Source organism: Pigmentibacter ruber, from assembly GCF_009792895.1.
Lineage (GTDB): Bacteria > Bdellovibrionota_B > Oligoflexia > Silvanigrellales > Silvanigrellaceae > Silvanigrella > Silvanigrella rubra.
On the sequence record NZ_WSSC01000001.1, the window covers coordinates 673,605 to 690,642 of the forward strand.

Annotated in this window: 17 protein-coding genes; 8 read left to right on the top strand and 9 right to left on the bottom strand. The window is 28.6% G+C overall.

Annotation, left to right across the window (positions count from 1 at the left end; translation table 11 throughout):
* Positions 1-8 precede the first annotated feature (8 nt).
* Complete coding sequence (locus GOY08_RS02825; protein ID WP_158997049.1) at positions 9-191, top strand: hypothetical protein; 183 nt, start codon at positions 9-11, stop codon at positions 189-191.
* Positions 192-250: 59 nt separating this feature from the next.
* Positions 251-1,693 carry a sigma-54-dependent transcriptional regulator gene (locus GOY08_RS02830; RefSeq protein WP_158997050.1) on the top strand — a complete coding sequence of 481 codons (1,443 nt, stop codon included), beginning with the start codon at positions 251-253 and terminating at the stop codon, positions 1,691-1,693.
* Positions 1,694-1,723: 30 nt separating this feature from the next.
* Here the strand turns inward: GOY08_RS02830 and GOY08_RS02835 are convergent, their stop codons facing one another.
* Positions 1,724-2,380, bottom strand: coding sequence for a shikimate kinase (locus GOY08_RS02835; protein WP_158997051.1), 657 nt, complete (start codon positions 2,378-2,380; stop codon positions 1,724-1,726).
* 138 nt (positions 2,381-2,518) lie between these two features.
* Here GOY08_RS02835 and GOY08_RS02840 point away from each other — a divergent pair, with 138 nt between their 5' ends.
* The 6 genes from GOY08_RS02840 to GOY08_RS02865 all read left to right on the top strand — a co-directional run bounded on the left by GOY08_RS02840 (position 2,519) and on the right by GOY08_RS02865 (position 8,903).
* Positions 2,519-3,280: a carbonic anhydrase gene (locus GOY08_RS02840; protein WP_158997052.1), complete on the top strand. Its 762-nt coding sequence runs from the start codon at positions 2,519-2,521 to the stop codon at positions 3,278-3,280.
* Positions 3,281-3,282: 2 nt separating this feature from the next.
* On the top strand, positions 3,283-4,182 hold the full coding sequence (locus GOY08_RS02845) for a BadF/BadG/BcrA/BcrD ATPase family protein (protein WP_158997053.1): 900 nt from the start codon (positions 3,283-3,285) through the stop codon (positions 4,180-4,182).
* Positions 4,183-4,204: 22 nt separating this feature from the next.
* A complete protein-coding gene (gene nagA / locus GOY08_RS02850; RefSeq protein WP_158997054.1) occupies positions 4,205-5,356 on the top strand; it encodes an N-acetylglucosamine-6-phosphate deacetylase in 1,152 nt (383 codons plus the stop codon).
* A gap of 19 nt (positions 5,357-5,375) precedes the next feature.
* The gene (locus GOY08_RS02855) at positions 5,376-6,596 is read left to right on the top strand and encodes an SDR family NAD(P)-dependent oxidoreductase (RefSeq protein WP_158997055.1); all 1,221 of its coding nucleotides are present in this window, start codon (positions 5,376-5,378) and stop codon (positions 6,594-6,596) included.
* A gap of 34 nt (positions 6,597-6,630) precedes the next feature.
* Positions 6,631-7,998, top strand: a complete 1,368-nt coding sequence (locus GOY08_RS02860) for a molybdopterin-binding protein (protein WP_158997056.1) — start codon at positions 6,631-6,633, stop codon at positions 7,996-7,998.
* 122 nt (positions 7,999-8,120) lie between these two features.
* Positions 8,121-8,903, top strand: coding sequence for an ABC transporter ATP-binding protein (locus GOY08_RS02865; RefSeq protein WP_158997057.1), 783 nt, complete (start codon positions 8,121-8,123; stop codon positions 8,901-8,903).
* A gap of 72 nt (positions 8,904-8,975) precedes the next feature.
* Here GOY08_RS02865 and GOY08_RS02870 read toward each other — a convergent pair whose 3' ends face one another.
* The 8 genes from GOY08_RS02870 to GOY08_RS02905 form a co-directional block, all read right to left on the bottom strand.
* The gene (locus tag GOY08_RS02870) at positions 8,976-9,980 is read right to left on the bottom strand and encodes a FecCD family ABC transporter permease (RefSeq protein ID WP_158997058.1); all 1,005 of its coding nucleotides are present in this window, start codon (positions 9,978-9,980) and stop codon (positions 8,976-8,978) included.
* Entirely contained in the window at positions 9,973-10,980 is a 1,008-nt protein-coding gene (locus GOY08_RS02875) for a FecCD family ABC transporter permease (RefSeq protein ID WP_158997059.1), read from the bottom strand. The genes GOY08_RS02870 and GOY08_RS02875 overlap by 8 nt, the downstream gene beginning before the upstream one ends.
* Complete coding sequence (locus tag GOY08_RS02880; RefSeq protein WP_158997060.1) at positions 10,961-11,878, bottom strand: EamA family transporter; 918 nt, start codon at positions 11,876-11,878, stop codon at positions 10,961-10,963. Before GOY08_RS02880 ends, GOY08_RS02875 begins: the two co-directional genes overlap by 20 nt.
* Positions 11,869-12,930 carry an NAD/NADP-dependent octopine/nopaline dehydrogenase family protein gene (locus GOY08_RS02885; RefSeq protein ID WP_158997061.1) on the bottom strand — a complete coding sequence of 354 codons (1,062 nt, stop codon included), beginning with the start codon at positions 12,928-12,930 and terminating at the stop codon, positions 11,869-11,871. Before GOY08_RS02885 ends, GOY08_RS02880 begins: the two co-directional genes overlap by 10 nt.
* Before the next feature lie 68 nt (positions 12,931-12,998).
* The gene (locus GOY08_RS02890; RefSeq protein WP_158997062.1) at positions 12,999-13,952 is read right to left on the bottom strand and encodes an ABC transporter substrate-binding protein; all 954 of its coding nucleotides are present in this window, start codon (positions 13,950-13,952) and stop codon (positions 12,999-13,001) included.
* A 195-nt stretch (positions 13,953-14,147) separates the two neighbouring features.
* Complete coding sequence (locus GOY08_RS02895; RefSeq protein WP_158997063.1) at positions 14,148-14,981, bottom strand: alpha/beta fold hydrolase; 834 nt, start codon at positions 14,979-14,981, stop codon at positions 14,148-14,150.
* A 45-nt stretch (positions 14,982-15,026) separates the two neighbouring features.
* Positions 15,027-16,079, bottom strand: coding sequence for a SidA/IucD/PvdA family monooxygenase (locus tag GOY08_RS02900; protein ID WP_158997064.1), 1,053 nt, complete (start codon positions 16,077-16,079; stop codon positions 15,027-15,029).
* Positions 16,080-16,494: 415 nt separating this feature from the next.
* Entirely contained in the window at positions 16,495-17,010 is a 516-nt protein-coding gene (locus GOY08_RS02905; RefSeq protein WP_158997065.1) for a hypothetical protein, read from the bottom strand.
* Between the last annotated feature and the right edge of the window lie 28 nt (positions 17,011-17,038).

The window sequence follows — 17,038 nt, forward strand, 5'->3', positions numbered from 1 at the left end:
AGAGGGTTATGTTTCAGCACATTCTTGTTTTTTTTATTGTTTTAACATCAGTAGGTTATTTACTATATCAGTGGAAGTTAAAAGATATCTTTGGAAACAAAGAAAATACAAAGAATGTGAAAGCATCATCTTGTTCTAGTGGTGGGTGTCATGGTTGTGTTATTCCTAAAAAACCAAAAAAATTAACTTAAGAATTACATAAAAATAACGAAGTCACCACTACAGGATATTTTTTAATTCAGGCGGTGATATGTCTATAAAACATCAATATCATTTAGATAAGGATGTTTTTTACGTTATTCACGTAGATGATGATATTCTTGAGTTAAGAAGCTTAGCAAGAAATTTGCAAACTAATAAAAATAATTTAAAAATTTTAATAACTTCTTGTTTAAATGCAATGGAATTTAAGAGCGCATTAAACAAACTAAAAATTCTAGATTTTGTTATTTTAGATATTCATCTTTCTGAAAAAGAAAATATTACTGGTATTTCATTGGTGAAAGAAGTAAAAAGATTTCATCCCAATGCAATAATATTAATGAGTTCTAATTTAGATGATCCTGCCACAATTTTGCAAAGTCTAAGAGCTGGTGCTGACGAATTTATTTCTAAAAAAATAAATAATCAAAATCTACTAGAGAAATTACTTCTTATAAGATCAACAATTTTTAATAAAAGAGGAATTATAGGATTAGATAAAAAAGAAAAAAATTTAAGTAAAAAATTTTCTGGAGAAACTATTAAAAAAATTAGTAGAAGAATTCCACAAATTGTAAATTCAGCAATAACATCTGTTTATATTGAAGGAGAATCAGGTACTGGTAAAGAAGTTGTTGCTGAATTATTTGAAGATTATATAAAAGGATTACCTTTTGTAAAAATGAATTGTGGAAGTATTGCTGCAAATTTAGTAGAGAGCGAATTATTTGGTTACGTTAAAGGAGCCTTCACCGGTGCATTAACAAATAAAGTTGGATTGCTTGAGGCGGCTTCTGGTGGTTGGTTGTTTTTAGATGAAGTTGCAAGTTTGTCTGATAGTGCGCAAATGGCATTGTTAAGAGCTATCGAAAATCAAGAAGTAACAAGAATTGGTGATTCCGCTTCAAGAAAAATTAATGTTCGTTTTATAGCTGCATCAAATGTTTCTTTATGGGATATGGTTCAAGAAAATAAATTTCGTAATGACTTATGGCAGAGATTGTGTGAAACAGAAATTTATTTAAAACCTTTGCGAGAACGAAGATCTGAGATACCAGATTTAATATTATTTTTTTGTAAAACTATGCGAGGAGGTCCTTATAGTATTGAAGAAACTGCTTTAAATGTATTATGCCAGCTTCCTTGGATAGAAGGTAACGTTAGAGAATTAAGAAACTGTCTTAGAGCAATGACAGAACATCAAGTTAACAAAATATTAACTCCCTTAGGAATTCCTGAAAGAATACTTATGAAAAATAATGATAATTATTATTTTCTCAATAAGAGAGAAAATTCAGGTTTTATAAAATTATTTTATAAGGATAATGCTGGAGAATATTATAAGTATGAAGAATTAGAAGAGCAACTTTTTGAGAAAATATTTAAGCAATATAATTCAGAAAGTAAAAAAAGTATTTCAGAATTTTCAAAAACATTTGGATTAGCAAGAAGTACTGTTCAAATTAAAATAAAGAAAATAAAAAAGGACTAAATTAAGTAATCAAGAAAATTTAAAATAATTTTAAGGAGACAATTGTTCTTCAGAATATTCTTCTTCTTTTTCTGACCATTTACTTTGATATTTATTTTTTTTATTCATAATGTTATATACATCTTGCATATATTCCCTATTTCCAGCTCTTTTTTCAATCATAGCTAAATGCATTTTTAAGCAATCAAAAGTATTATAAGTTGCATTTATTACAACATCAGATTGTTCATAGGCATCTCTTCTCTTGATATAGAGATCGTTAACCATTTTTTGTACTTCTTCTAAAGATTGGCAATGGGAAAACATAGGCCTGGTTTCTTTTTGGACAAAAATTCTTTTCGCAATTTCGGTTAAATCCAGATCAAGCATCACAATCAACCCTAATTTTCTAGCAAAAGCGATTGATTCAGGTTTTAATAATGTTCCTCCACCAAATGCTATTACAAAATTGTGCCTGCGTTCTAATTTAAGAAGAATTTTTTCTTCTAAGTTTCTAAAGCCTTCTTCTCCTTCTTGTGAAAAAATTTGGGGTATTGTTTTTTTTGTTGTTGATTCTATAAAAGCGTCAAAATCTAGGAAAAAGCGTTCACTATGCTGAGCATAGAGTTTACCAAAAGTTGTTTTGCCAGTTGCTGGCATCCCTGTTAATATGATATTTCTAAATCTTTTAGCCCAATATTTTGTCATTTTTTACCTCATGCTTTACTTCTCAATTTTTAAAAGATTGCTCAAGCAGAAAAACATTAGTAAACTATATTTTAAGAAAAAGTAATACAGTTTATATTAATTTTGCCTTTTTTTTTCTAATTATGGAAAGGAATTTTTATGCCCTTAAGAAGTATTTTGTCATTTTTATCATTAGCTTCCCTTCTAATAGCAGGTAATTCATTTGCTGCAGAAGGGCATCACTGGAGATACATTGGGCAAGGGGGACCTGCTGAATGGGGTAAACTATCCCCAGATAATAAGGCTTGTTCAATGGGAAAAAGACAATCTCCAATTGATATCAATGATGGAAATAAAAAAGAAAATAAATCCCTTCCACAACTTATGTTTTCTTATATAGCAGCTCCTTTAAAAATTCTAAATAATGGCCATACAATTCAGATGAATTATCCACAAGGAAGTAAAGTAACGATAGGCCCTTCTACTTACGATCTTCTACAATTTCATTTTCATACTCCAAGTGAGCATGCATTTAATGGTAAAAGAACTGAATTAGAAGTTCACTTTGTTAATAAAGGAACAGATGGAAGTTTAGCAGTTGTTGGTATATTGATGAAAAAAGGTAAGAAAAATAGTGAACTTGAATCATTATTTAATAAAATGCCAAGTCAAGCAGGAAAAGAAGATGCAATTGAAAATTCAACTATAAATCCAAATGCACTTTTACCAAAAGATAAAGACTACTATACATATCAAGGATCATTAACTACTCCTCCATGTTCAGAAATAGTTACTTGGTATGTTATAAAGGATAAAATTGAAGTTTCAGAAGAACAAATTAAAAAATTTCAAAAATTATTTCCTATGAATGCTCGTCCATTACAATCTATCTCTTCTCGTATTGTTGAGGAAAAAGATTAAATATGAAAGATGGTGATTACTTTGTTGGAATTGATGGAGGAGGAAGCAAAACGCACCTTCGAATTGTTTCTGCCTCCGGCAAAGTAATTGCTGAATCATTCGCAGGACCCGCTAATATTCGTTTGTCAGTTGACACTGCAATCCAATCTATTACTGAGGCTTTAAATATAGCAGCTAAAATAGCTAATATTTCTCAAATGCAGCTAAAAAACTTTCAAACAGGAATTGGAGTTGCTGGTTATGAAGTACAAACTGCCAGAGAAGAGTTTTTAAATAAAATACAACAAATAGGAATTCACCAGTATAAACTTCAATCCGATGCATATATCGCATGTCTCGGTGCACACAATGGAAATTATGGAAGTATCATTATTGTAGGGACGGGAGTCGTAGGTTTAACAATTAATAGGTCAGGCAAAACACAAGTTGGTGGTTGGGGATTTCCACATGGAGATGAGGGCGGAGCTGCATGGTTAGGATTAGAAACTACTAGACAGTTGTTACATTACTGTGATGGTAGAGCTGAGCCAACTCCTTTATTGAAATATTTACAAAAAAAATTTGCAAATAAAGTTGAAAATATTACTGAATGGGCTTGTTATGCAAATGCCAGTCAGTTTGCCGAATTAGCTAGAGATGTTTTTAAATATGCTAAAAAAAATGATTCATTTGCTGAATTTCTTTTAAAAAAGTCAGCTAGAGAAGTTGAGCAAATTTATTTAGCATTAAAAATGAAATCAAAACAAAATCAACAAACCCCTTTTTCTATACTTGGAGGGGTAGCTCCATTTATTTTTGACTATTTAAAACCTGCCATAAAAAAACAGTTAAACAAACCTCTAGGAGATGCGTGCGATGGCGCAATTCTTATGATAAGAAAACATATCAATCATTTAAAATAACTGATTGATAAAGAGGTTTTTTATGCTTTGTATTGAAAATGCATTATTATTTGATGGTGAAATATTTAAAAAAAACAAAAAAATCTTTATTAAAGACAAAAAAATATATGATATTAGTGGTAGAAAAAATAGTAAAACATATTTAACGATTGATGCCAAAGAACAAATTGTGTGTCCAGGATTCATAGATATACAAGTTAATGGTGGGGGAGGCTTTTTTTTTAATGAAACTGTTTCAATTGATGAAATAAAAAAAGTATCTTCGACGCATGCAAAATTCGGAACAACTTCTTTTTTACCAACATTTATTACAGACAATAAAACTAAATTGCCAATATTTATTCAGACCTTAAATAATGCCATTAAGGAAAAAATTCCAGGAGTTATTGGTATTCATATAGAAGGCCCATTTATCAATGTCGATAAAAAAGGTATTCATGCAGAAGAATATATACGGACTCCAACAGAATCAGATGTACAAGAACTAAAAAAAATAGTAAATTGTATTAAACTTATTACCATTGCACCTGAAAAAGTCTCTAAAGAATTTATAAGTGAATTATTAAAGAATAAATTTAATGTATTTGCAGGGCATACACTTGCAACATTTAATGAAATGCAAAATGGATTTCAAGCAGGTATTAGAGGTATAACTCACTTATTTAATGCTTGTAGTCAATTTGGCAGTAGAGAGCCAGGAGTAATAGGGGCTTTTATTTTAAATGAAAAGCCTTGGGCAGGAATTATAGCTGATGGCCATCATGTATCTTTTGATACACTTAAAGTAGTATTAAAAGCAAAAGAAACAAAAAAATTTATTTTGGTTTCCGATGCAATGCCCCCTGTTGGAACACAATTAGATAAATTTAAAATTTATAGCAAAGATATTTTTGTAAAAGATGGAAAATATATTGATAGCTCTGGTACTTTAGCAGGTTCTGCATTAACTATACATCATGCCCTGCAAAATATTTTACAACAAAAATTGGTTTCTGTTGCTGAAGGCTTACAAATGACTTCAACTAATCCAGCTGATTGTTTAGGAATTAGTAAAAAAAACAGTATGGGCTTAAAAGGAAGAATATTACCAAATTTTGATGCTGATATTGTAATTTTAAATAAGAAAAATTTTAAAATATTAAATGTTATACAATTAGGAAAAGTTTTAAGCTAATTTAAAGGAGTTATTTGTTTTGAAAATAAAAGTGAACTGGTATGCGAAAGAATATCCACAAGATTGGGAATTTTATGCTGAATGTGCAGAAGGTAAAAATATTGATATATCTGGAAAAAATGGTCCTGAAAGTATTAAAACAGCGCCTAGTCCAAAAGAATTAGTATTACAGGGAATGGCATCTTGTACAGCAATTGATGTTATTAGCACTTTAAAAAAAATGCGACAATCGGTAGAAAAATTTTCAGTTGAATGCATTGCAACGCAAACAGAAGTACATCCTAAAATATTCAAAGATTGTGTTTTAACTTATAAATTAACAGGAAAAAATTTAGACATAGATAAAGTCATACATGGTATTTTTTTAAGTTTTACTAAATATTGTGGAGTACATGCGATAGTAGAAAGATCTGGTTGTAATATTAAACCCCAAATATATATTAATGATAAATTAGTCGACCTTTGGGATCCTCTAAATAGAAACCTTATTAAATTACAAGAGTGGTATGACAAATTTGCTAAAAAATGTCCCAAAGGTGTTGCATTAGTTATTGGTACCTCAAAAGGAATTGGTAAAGAATTAGTTTATAAATTAGAAAAAGAAGGGTATGCAGTTATTCCGACAGGACGAAATAGTTTTAATTTCGAAAATAAAAATATATTTGAAGCATTATTTATCGATATTACAAAACCCTATACTACTGAATATGTTAAAAATTTACTTACAAATGCAAAAATTAATATATCCCTACTAGTGCAAAACGCAGGTATTTCATCTACTGATTTAGCTCAAGATGATGTAAATGCATTGCAGCTTACAATGCATGAATTAAGGCATGTATATGATACAAATGTTTTTGGTATAATAGAATCTACTAATAATTTAATTTCTGTTTTAGAGGCTGGCGCAAAGGTAATACTTATTTCAAGTACAATGGCATTAAGAGAAAGAGACTCTTTTCTAACTTCCGTTTACCGGATGACTAAAAGAACAATTAACCAATATGTTAGGCAAGCAGCTATGCAAATTACAAATGAGCAAAGAGATATAAGTATTTTTGCATTGCACCCAGGGAGTGTAAAAACAGATTTAAATCCAACGGGAAAGATATCTGTTGATGAAAGTACATTACACATTATGGAGATTTTATCTGATAATTTTTCTTTAAATTTAAAGCATAACAATGGCGAGTTTTGGATATATGATTCCGAAGTGAAAACTTGGAAAATAAAATTTTAATATTTTTATTTATTTTTTGTTTTAGGAGTAAGAAATGTTATCTGCGGGTATATTAATTACAGGAAATGAAGTTCTATCTGCGAAAACAAAAGATACAAATGGTCCTTTTATGGGAATGCATTTAAGAAAAATAGGTATGGCAGTGACTGCTTCAATGATGTGTGGAGATAATGAAATAGAGTTATTAGATTGTTTAGATTATCTAACAAAAAAATCTGAAATTATTTTAATGACAGGTGGATTAGGGCCAACATCAGATGATCTTACTGCACAAGTTGTGGCAAAGTTTTTTGAAATTCCTACTGAGTTTAATCATGAAGCTTGGAATTCTTGTGCCGATTTTTTTATAAAAGCGGGAAGGAAAGAAATTCCAGAAAGTAATAAAAAACAAGCCTATTTACCTAAAAATTGTAAATTGTTACCTAATGAATTAGGTACTGCTGTTGGTTTTGTTGTTTCAGGAGAAAAGAATGGGAAACAAATTAAAGTATTTAGTATGCCTGGTGTTCCTTATGAAATGGAAAAAATGTTTCTCCAGTATGTTCTGCCAGTTCTTGAAGATAAGTCCTTTTTTCCAGTTGTTAAGTATTGGCAAGTTTTTTTCATGGGCGAATCATTTATGCAAAATGCAATAAATTCGGCAGAAAAAAATTTACAAGTCCGTTTTCCTAATTCATCAGTTTCATATCAAGCTCATCCTTATTATGTGTCTTATTCAGTTACTATTTTTGCAGATAATTTAGAAAAAAAACAATTTTATGAAGAATATTTAAACAAGGAATTCAATAATGAAGTTGAAAAAGCTTTCCATGAGCATATTTTATTTTCTGAAGATAAAAAAGTTCCTGTTTATTTATATGAAAAATTGAAGCAAAATAAATTATCTATTTCCTTCATTGAAACTACGAATAGTGGATTTCTGAGTAAAGAGTTTTCACAGTTTTCAAATGACTATGAAGTATTTAAAGGAGGAATAGTATATCCTTCACAAGCCTTTATTAATAATATATTAAATTTAACAAAGCAAGAATCAGACTTGTTTAAGACAAATCCTGAACTATATGTTGCACAAGCTGCAAAGAATATGCTTAAATTGAGTCAATCGCAAATTTGTTTGGCAGAAATTGGAATACTTAAAGAACAAAGTAATCATGATAACCAAGAATTAGGATCATTTTATTTCACTCTAGCCATTGTTAAAAATAAGATATTTGATTTGGAGTTAGTGGCAAAAAAATTAGCGGTATATAATTGGAAGTTAATTGAACCAAAAATATCAGATGAAATAGATATTTTTGGTTGCTATGTGAAAAATAATCCAAGGCATTCAAGAGAAATTCAACAAACACGAGCTACTTTGTTTTTGCTTTGCTCTCTTGCTAAAATATTAAGCAGCTATTAGTGGTTTTGCAAGATTAATAATCATAAAATGATTAAAAATTGCCAGTAAAGAAAAAATCTGGTACGTACTTAATGATAATAAATATTATTATCATTAAATTATTTTTGCTGACCGAGAATTTTATGAGTTATATACTTGCCAAAGACATCAGTTTTTCATATTCAAACGATACATTTTTAAAACAAATTTCATTAACAATTGATGAAGGAAGAATGATTTCCATTGTGGGTCCAAATGGTTCGGGAAAATCTACTCTCGTAAAGTTACTTGCAGGTTCTATTTCTCCTCAAAGTGGTAATATTTTCTTTAATGAATCTTCAATTCAAACAATGAATCGAAAAGAACTTGCTAAAAAAATTGCTTATTTATCTCAGTCACCTGTTGCACCAGATGATTTAACTGTTCGGCAGTTAGTCCAATATGGACGTTATGCTTATCAATCTTTATTTAAGTTTGACAAACAAAATGACAATGAAATTATAAATTGGGCATTAAAAGTAACGAGTCTTACCGCCTTTGCTGAACACTATATTTCCGAACTATCTGGAGGGCAAAGACAAAGAGCGTGGATTGGTTTGGCTTTGGCACAAAATAGTCAATGTTTATTTTTAGATGAATTGACAACTTATTTAGATATTAGACATCAAATTGAAATTTTAAATCTATTAAAAAATATCAATCAAGAACAACGTAAAACAATTGTAATGGTTCATCATGATTTAAATCATGCTATTCATTACTCAGATGAATTAATTGTGATGGCTAATGGAAAAATTAAAGCTTATGATAAAGTACAAAATATTTTGGATAGTAAAATATTAAATTCTGTATTTGACATAGAATTTAATTGCTTTTTCGATCAAAATAAAAAACCAATTTTATTTTATTCTCATACTGTTGCTTAAACTGTTATGTTTTCTATAATTAAATTGTAAAATGAAATATTAGATATGATTTTAATTACTTCTTTTTTAATCTTATTCTTTATACTTACTTGTTTTCTTTAAAAGAAATAAAAAGTATGGAACTCCTAAAATGATTGTGATAAGTCCAACAGGAATTTCATAAGGTGGAAAAATAATTCGACCGAAGAAATCGCTTAAAATTGTGATATTTGCTCCTATAAAAGCTGAACCAATTAAATTAAATTTATGTTGACTACCAAAAAATAATTTAGAAATATTAGGAGAAATTAGACCTATAAAACCTAAACTCCCACATCCAGAAACAGCAGTAGCTGATAAACCTAAGGCAACTAAAATATAGAAAAATTTCCAAGGTAAGGGAGAAAATCCTAAATTTTTTGAATCAGGATCTTTTAAAAGTAACAGATCTAGTTTTTTTAGGAATAGAAATGCTAAAAGAAGAAAAAAACAACCAGGAAGAAATATTTGTTCAATTATTTTCCATGTAGAATGATACAAAGTGCCAGTAATAAATTTTAATATAGAGCTTAATTTTGCATCTGATTGCATAATTAAAAATTGACAAAGTGCTTTAAATAAAACACCGCAAGCTATACCAACAATAATTAGGCGAAATTGTGAAATTTGTCTTTTTTCTATAGTAAAAAATATTGCAAGAAAAAAGCCAAGCATTGCACCAAATATTGAAAAGTAAATAGTTGGTAGTTCAAAAAATTTAGAAAAATAAAATGTATATAGTAAAATAAAAAACGAACTAGCCGAATTAATTCCTAGAATGTCAGGAGCTGCCATTGGATTATGAAATACACTTTGAAGAATGCTACCTGATACAGCAAACAGCATTCCACAAAATGCACCAATAATAATTCTAGGCATGCGAATGTCATGCAAAATAAAAAAAGATTGATCTTCTAAATTTTTATTTACTAGAGTTAAGTATATATTTTTAAGAGAATAATTTTCTATGCCAAATTTTAATGATACAGTTGAAATAAATAGAAGAAGAAAAAAATATAGCATGATAAAAATACATTTACTTGATTTAGTTTTAAGCATGTTTTTTGTTCAGTTTTAATCTAGAGGTTAAAATTAAAATAGGCGCTCCAATGATTGCTATTAAAAGCCCTATTGCAACTTCTTTTTCAGCAAAAAGATATTTCATTAAACTATCACAAATTAAAATAAAAGTTGCCCCAAATAAAACAATAAATGGTGCAAGTAAATATGGATTTTGTCCGATGGCCAATTTACTAAAATGATTTATTATCAAGGGCAAAAACAGAATAGGCCCAATTAAAGCAACCGAAAAAGAACTTAAGAGAACAGTTAAGAAAAGAAAAAAAGCAATATTAAATTTATAATTAAGTCCAACAGATGCTGCTGTAGTTTTGCCAAAAGAAAGTAGATGTAAGTTTTTCAAATTTAAGATATTTAATCCTAATGATAATAGAACAGGAAAAAAAGTCCATTTTAATAACTCCCAAGATGATCCAGCTAAAGATCCATTCAAATTAATTAAAATAACTCCCGATCTTGTTGGAAGAAAAATTAAAATAGCTTGGATAAAAGCATAAAATAATGCATTTATTGCTTGTCCTGCTAAAATAAATTTTAATGGCGTAATTCCAACTTTATTAGAAATATAAAAAATAAGCCCTGTTGCAATTCCAGCACCTATTAAAGAAAAAAACAAATATAAAATTGGGTGACAAAATGGATAAAATGCGAGAGTTAATATTATTCCTAATCCTGCTCCTTGATTTATTCCTAATAAGCTTGGACATGCCATAGAATTTTGACTGATGAACTGTAAATTCATACCAGCCAAACCTAACGCTGCACCAACTAGACAAGCTGTAATGGCTCTAGGTAGTCTTGTATCAAATATTAAACGGCTTTCTAATTTATCAGTTGGGAAAAACAAATTTTCTAAGACTTCTTTAAAAGAGATCTTTATAGGCCCTAATGATAATTCTAAAAAGAAAAAAAATATTAAAAATGTAATTAAAAGAAGATATATAAAAAAATTGTATTTTTTACTTGATAAAACTTGCAAGGGAAAGTCCTAAACATAGAAGAATTACAGAACATTTTTGAAATAAAGATAAACGTTCCTTATGTAGAATGTATGAAAGAAGGACTATGACAAGACTTCTTGCTGAAAAAATTAAAGCAACTAAACTTGTTGGTCCAGTTAGTAAAGCTTGAGAATACAGATATAAGCCTAATCCAGAACAAAATCCCGTTATTAATCCAAAAATTATTCCATAGCTTCTATTTTTTTCTTTCATAATTTTCATTAAGTAAGCAATACTAAAACTAGTTTTATTTAAATTTATATCCGCTTTAAATATTCTTTTTTCTTTTAAAATAATTGCAGTAGAGGAGAGAATAAAACAAAAAATATAGGAATATAGTAAAACTATAGTGTTATTTAGTTTTATTTCTTGAGTTATTTTTAATCCTCCTTCTCGAAGGAATAAAAATAAAGAACCTAAAATTACCCATATAAACCATTTATTATCTTTAATCACTAATTTTTCATTTGGGTCTATTTTCACAACAATAATTGCAGCAAATAGAGAAACAATAATAGCAATTTTAATAATACTAATTTCTTCATGATAAATAAAAATTGACATAATAATTATTAATGGAATATTTAGACTTAGCATAGGGGCTGTTAAGCTTGCAGGGCCGACTTCCAGAGCTTTAATAACAAACCAATTTCCATAAAAAGAACCTAGGCCAATCAAAATAGCCCAAATATATAAAAAAATATTATTAGATAAATATATTTCTTTATAGCATTGTGAATAAAAAAATAACCCACCCGCTAAGTATAAACCCCATAATAAATATTGCTCAATTTGTTTTCGAAGCGTAGAAGATTTCATGATTACGCTTGCAAGTCCAAAAATTATTGCGCTAAAAATTGCTTCAGTTATCCACATTTATGAAATTCTCGTAAGTGAGCTTCGCTGATAATACGACCTTTTTCAAAATAGTTTGTATTATTTAACAATGAAGAAATTTCAACAATATTGCGCATTGCGGAGCATTTTACTCCTAAAGCTTCGCCGATAGTTAGCCAAGGAACTAAAGAATATGGAACATCTTCCGTGATGTAACGATGATTGATAGCTGCTGGGCAAAATGTTTTTTTATTATGAATAGGAGATAGTTTATAAAAATCATAAATATTATTGAATGAAAGTTCATAATATTCATTCATAACTTCATAAAATTTTGGCAAGTTAAGTTTTAATTTAAGTCCAATTTCTATTCTTTCTTCATCTAATTTTTCAAGAAAAGATGCTGTTTCTTTTGTAATTCCATCTTTATAAAAATAAAATTCTAAATTATTTCCAATTCTACCAGCATTAAACAACACATTTGCCGGATGAGTAACTCCACAGGGGTCATACAATCCAACTTCAATAAAACTAGACATGACTCTTAATTTACTTGGAAAAAATTTATTCAATATACTAGCGACTTCAAAACTTAAATTGTAATTGTACGAAGCAATTCCCATTGATTGTTTTATAGAGACAATATTTGCTTGTCCAGGTGATTCGCATCTGCAGGCATAAGGAAAAGATGTAACATCAGCTATAATAATATTTTTTTCCCAATTAGAGCGATTTAGAATTTCTTTTTGAAATATACCTGAAAATTGAGCTGATAAATTAACTACAATATGATTTTCTTGTAAATATGGTAGTAAATTAATAAAAATTGACTCATGTGCAACAACCGGCAAGCAGATAAATACAATATCTGTATCTTTGATTGCTAAATTTAAATCTGTCGTAATGCAGTTTAATTTTCCAAAACCTTGAACTGTTCCTTGACAATCAATTCCACCCTTAGATTTTACGAGATTTAAACCACCCAAGTGGTTTGGATGAGCATATAAATTAACAGATAAACCAAGTAAAGCTAAGTGACCTGCTAGTGCTTGACCTCCATGTCCGCACCCTAGGACGGCTATATTTTTCATTTTTGCCTCTGCTCATTTAGTAGAAATAAATAGATTTTTCATTTTTATTTCTACGTAAAATTTTTATTTTAGTTTAATTTAGCTTTTTTGCTTTGTGGAATAGCTTCTAAAAAACCGGATGTTTCTGCTTCTTTATACATAATTTCCATTGCTTCAATACCATGTGTCTTTGCCCAAACATTTCTATCTAAGAAATAAATTTGATCTTCTTTTAAAGCTCTGACATCTTTCCAAAGTGGGTTTTTTTCAAGTTTTTTATATGGGTCCATATTTCCATCAGTAAGTAAAATTGCTATTTGATCTGGATTTTTACTGATAACACCTTCAACAGTCATTTCAATTCTATGCATAACATCAGTTTCTTTTACTAAATTTTCTTTATTCAATTCATTTAATATTGGAGTAGCAATTGCATTTGAAGTTAAAGCTCTAAACACACCACTTGGAGTTATATATCCAATTAAAACTGTTTTTTTCTTCGATTTAGCAGCAACATTTAATGCATGAGTTCTTATTTTTTCATAGTGACTAATAATTCCAGGAACTTTATTTTCTGTATTTGTAATTTTGGCGAGTGTATGTAAATTTTTGATTTGCTCTTTTGGATCACCTAAAATACCATTCATTAATATAGTTGGAGCTATTCTATTTAGCTGAGGAAGAATGTTCATGACAAATGAAGCATCACCTATAATGAGATCAGGTTTTAGTTTTGCAATTGCTTCTAAACTTGGCTCATCCCTAGTTCCAACACTTGCAATATCTTTGATGAATTCTTGTAAGTGTGCAGGATCTTGACCTTCTGTATTATCACTTTTTCCCATGCCAATAGGTTTTACTCCTAGTAATTTTAATTCATCTAAAATTCCAAATTCTAAAACAATAATCCGTTCAGGTTTTTTTTGAATGGTTACTTTTCCATTTTCTGCGGTCACTTGCGTTGGATAAACTGTTGCATAACTGTTAAGGGAACAGAACGATGCACACAAAGAAAGCATTGCTGAAACGAGTTTGAATTTCATAAGAAGCCCTTTTTTTTCAATAAAATCATTAGGTTTATAAGATAATGATAATCATTATCAATATGCTATTTATTAATTCAGGCTAGGTCAGATGTCAATTTTAATACCCAAAATAATTATTAAAATTTTATCTATTTAAAATAATAGGGATAGATATTTTATGTATTAATTTTTTTGTGCATATAAATTATAGTTTTATTCATTTTCTTGAAAAAACTGGATTAACTCTTTTGCGCACAATTCAGGTGCTTCATCAAGTAAAAAGTGACCGACTTTTTCTAGTTTTATATCTTTTGCATTGGGTAGAAGTAATTTCCAATAATTAAAAGATTTCAAAGTTATTAGAGGATCAGCTGCTCCCCAAAGTAACAATATTTTTGTTCCATTTAATTTGCTTAACTCATTCTCTATTTTCCAGATATTAGAATTTTCATGAACTAACGCTTGTGCAAATCCCCAAGTTCCATGACGTTCAGCGGGAATTTTAAATTTTTGGATATATATGTTATGTTTTTCGGTGTTTAAAATAGTAAATTTTCCCCAGGCGAGTTTCACAAAAAATCTGGGAGAAAAATTTTTATGTAAATATAAATATTTTGCCAGATTAGATGCCATTAAAGATCGCATCCAAGAAGGAAAATATTCAATTTTACTCATTTTCCAAGCCCAAGAATTACAAATAACTAAACTAGAGACTTTATTTAAATTTTTTAGAATATAAGGTAAAGCAATGATTCCTCCAAAATCATGAATGATGATGTGAAATCTAGGAAGATTTAAAAATGCCATAAATTCGTTAAAATTATTTTGATGCTGTGTGATGAGATACTGGTAATTAGAAGGTTTAGATGATTCGCCAAACCCAATATGATCACAAGCTATTACTCTGTATTTTTCTTTAATAATCAGCATTAGATTAACAAACTCATCTGATGAACTTGGGGTACCATGTACAAGAATAATTGGAAAACCCTCACCAAAATCCTTGTAGTTCATTTCTAGACCATTTGACAGTGTTATCTTTTTCATAAAAATTAAACCTTTTTGAGGATGTTTTTTGATTTAATTTTATTTTTATATCGAATAACTTAGCCAAATTGGCATAATATTATTTATATAATTCATAAATTTCCATAAACCAACATGGTATTCTTTGTTGCCAAATTTATCTTGTTTTAATTGGGGAAATGCAATACCAAATCCAAATAATCCAGGAGCTATTATTCCAGTTTGAGGATTGTATTCACAATTTGAAAATCCATCTATCTGAATATTTCTTTTTTGAAATCCTATAGCGTAAATGGCATGGGTGCATTTTAATAATTCAGTCTTGGAATTATCATCTTCAATATGAATGCGAGTAAGATTTTCTGGTAAATTTCCATGCAAATATTCTTTTGCCCATTGTGCAGTCGTACCTTTTAATCCTGTATTATCGTGTAAAATAGTATCTCCTGAAATTAAAGCGTAACAAAGTTGTGACTTATAAAAATTAAAAACTTTTGTATTGGGACAATTTTCTAAAATATTTCTTAATACAAGAATTGCTGAATGAGAAGATCCAAAAACCGCTATAGAGGTATAAGTATTGCTATAATCTTTTAGCTTATTTGGATTTAATGCAATTTCAAGTGGTATTGTTTTTAAATCAGAATAAGTTAATGTTTTTTCTTCAGAACCTGTTGCTAAAATAACATTTTTAGAAAATATTTGCTTGTTGTTTTGGAAATCTAATTGCCAAAAACGGTTTTTCATTTTTAAAGTAGTCATAATATCTTCTTTAAAGTGAACTTTTAATTTTAAATGATTTGTAATCCATTGCAGTGCTTCTGCCATTATACCTAAATTACATGTTTCATCGGTAGGTATTTTTTCAATTTCGAATATTTGGTCTTTCTGCAAAAAGTCGAATGAACTACATTCTGTCAAAAAATTCAAAAACAATTTGACTCTCGTATTGCTAGGTACCAAATGCCATTTTTTTCCAAAATCTCCGACACTAAAATCAGGATCAATCCATAGTATTTTATTTGAATTTATACCATTATCGAGTAATTTTCCTACTGCTGCAATTCCTGCAGGTCCTGCTCCTACAACTGCCCATTCGTATTGATCAGTAAAATTCATAATTGCTCCATAAGGTTGTTTCTTAAATTCAAGTTTTTTAATAATATGTAAGATACGATATTATTACAAGAACAATTTTGTTCTTTGTAGATTTATGCAGATTTAAAAATACAATTTTATCTAATTAAAGATTTTTCTAATTCTTTTTTTGCATATTTTTTAATTAATTTTTGTAATTCATCTGATGTGTGCATTTGTTTTAATCTATTTTCACAATAAGAGTTATTTTTTTAGAGTGTTTTTTTGTATATATTGATATAAAGGTTTATATTCAATAATAGCTAGTTTTAATTTGTGTATTTTTTTCTTTCTAAATTATCAGCACAGAAGTGACATAAAGTTAAAAAAGAAAAAAATGCAGTTTTGTATTTTTAGATTAAGATATTTGAGCTAATTTATTATAGCTAAAAAGAATTTATTTTCTTATAAAATTAGTAAAATGATCTTTTACTGCTTTTGCATGAGCTGGACAAGTATCATTTTCAATAATTTTAAATTGAGGATCATAACCTAGAACAGTATTATATTTTTCGGACATCTGTAAATAACGATATTCTAATGTTTCAGATAATAATGAAAAACAATTTTCAGATACAACTTGTGTTATTTCCCAAAAACCGTCAATAATTTCAAAATATATATCAAATTTAGGTAATTGAAAATTATTATCATTTTTTATTATAACTGGTGGATTGATTCTTTCAACACTAAATTTTACTTTTTTTTCTGTTTCTTGGATACAGCTTTCTAAAATTGTGTTAAGGGTATGAACTCCATATCTAAACTCAGTTATTATTTTATCAATCTCATCTAATTTATTTACATCATATAAAACTTTATGTGAAAAAATATTTTTACCATTTATTTTTTCAATTAATATATTACAAATATTTTGCTTTGAATTTAAATTAATATTTTTAAATAGTTTCATATTTTTTTCTAATGTAACGATTTGAGCT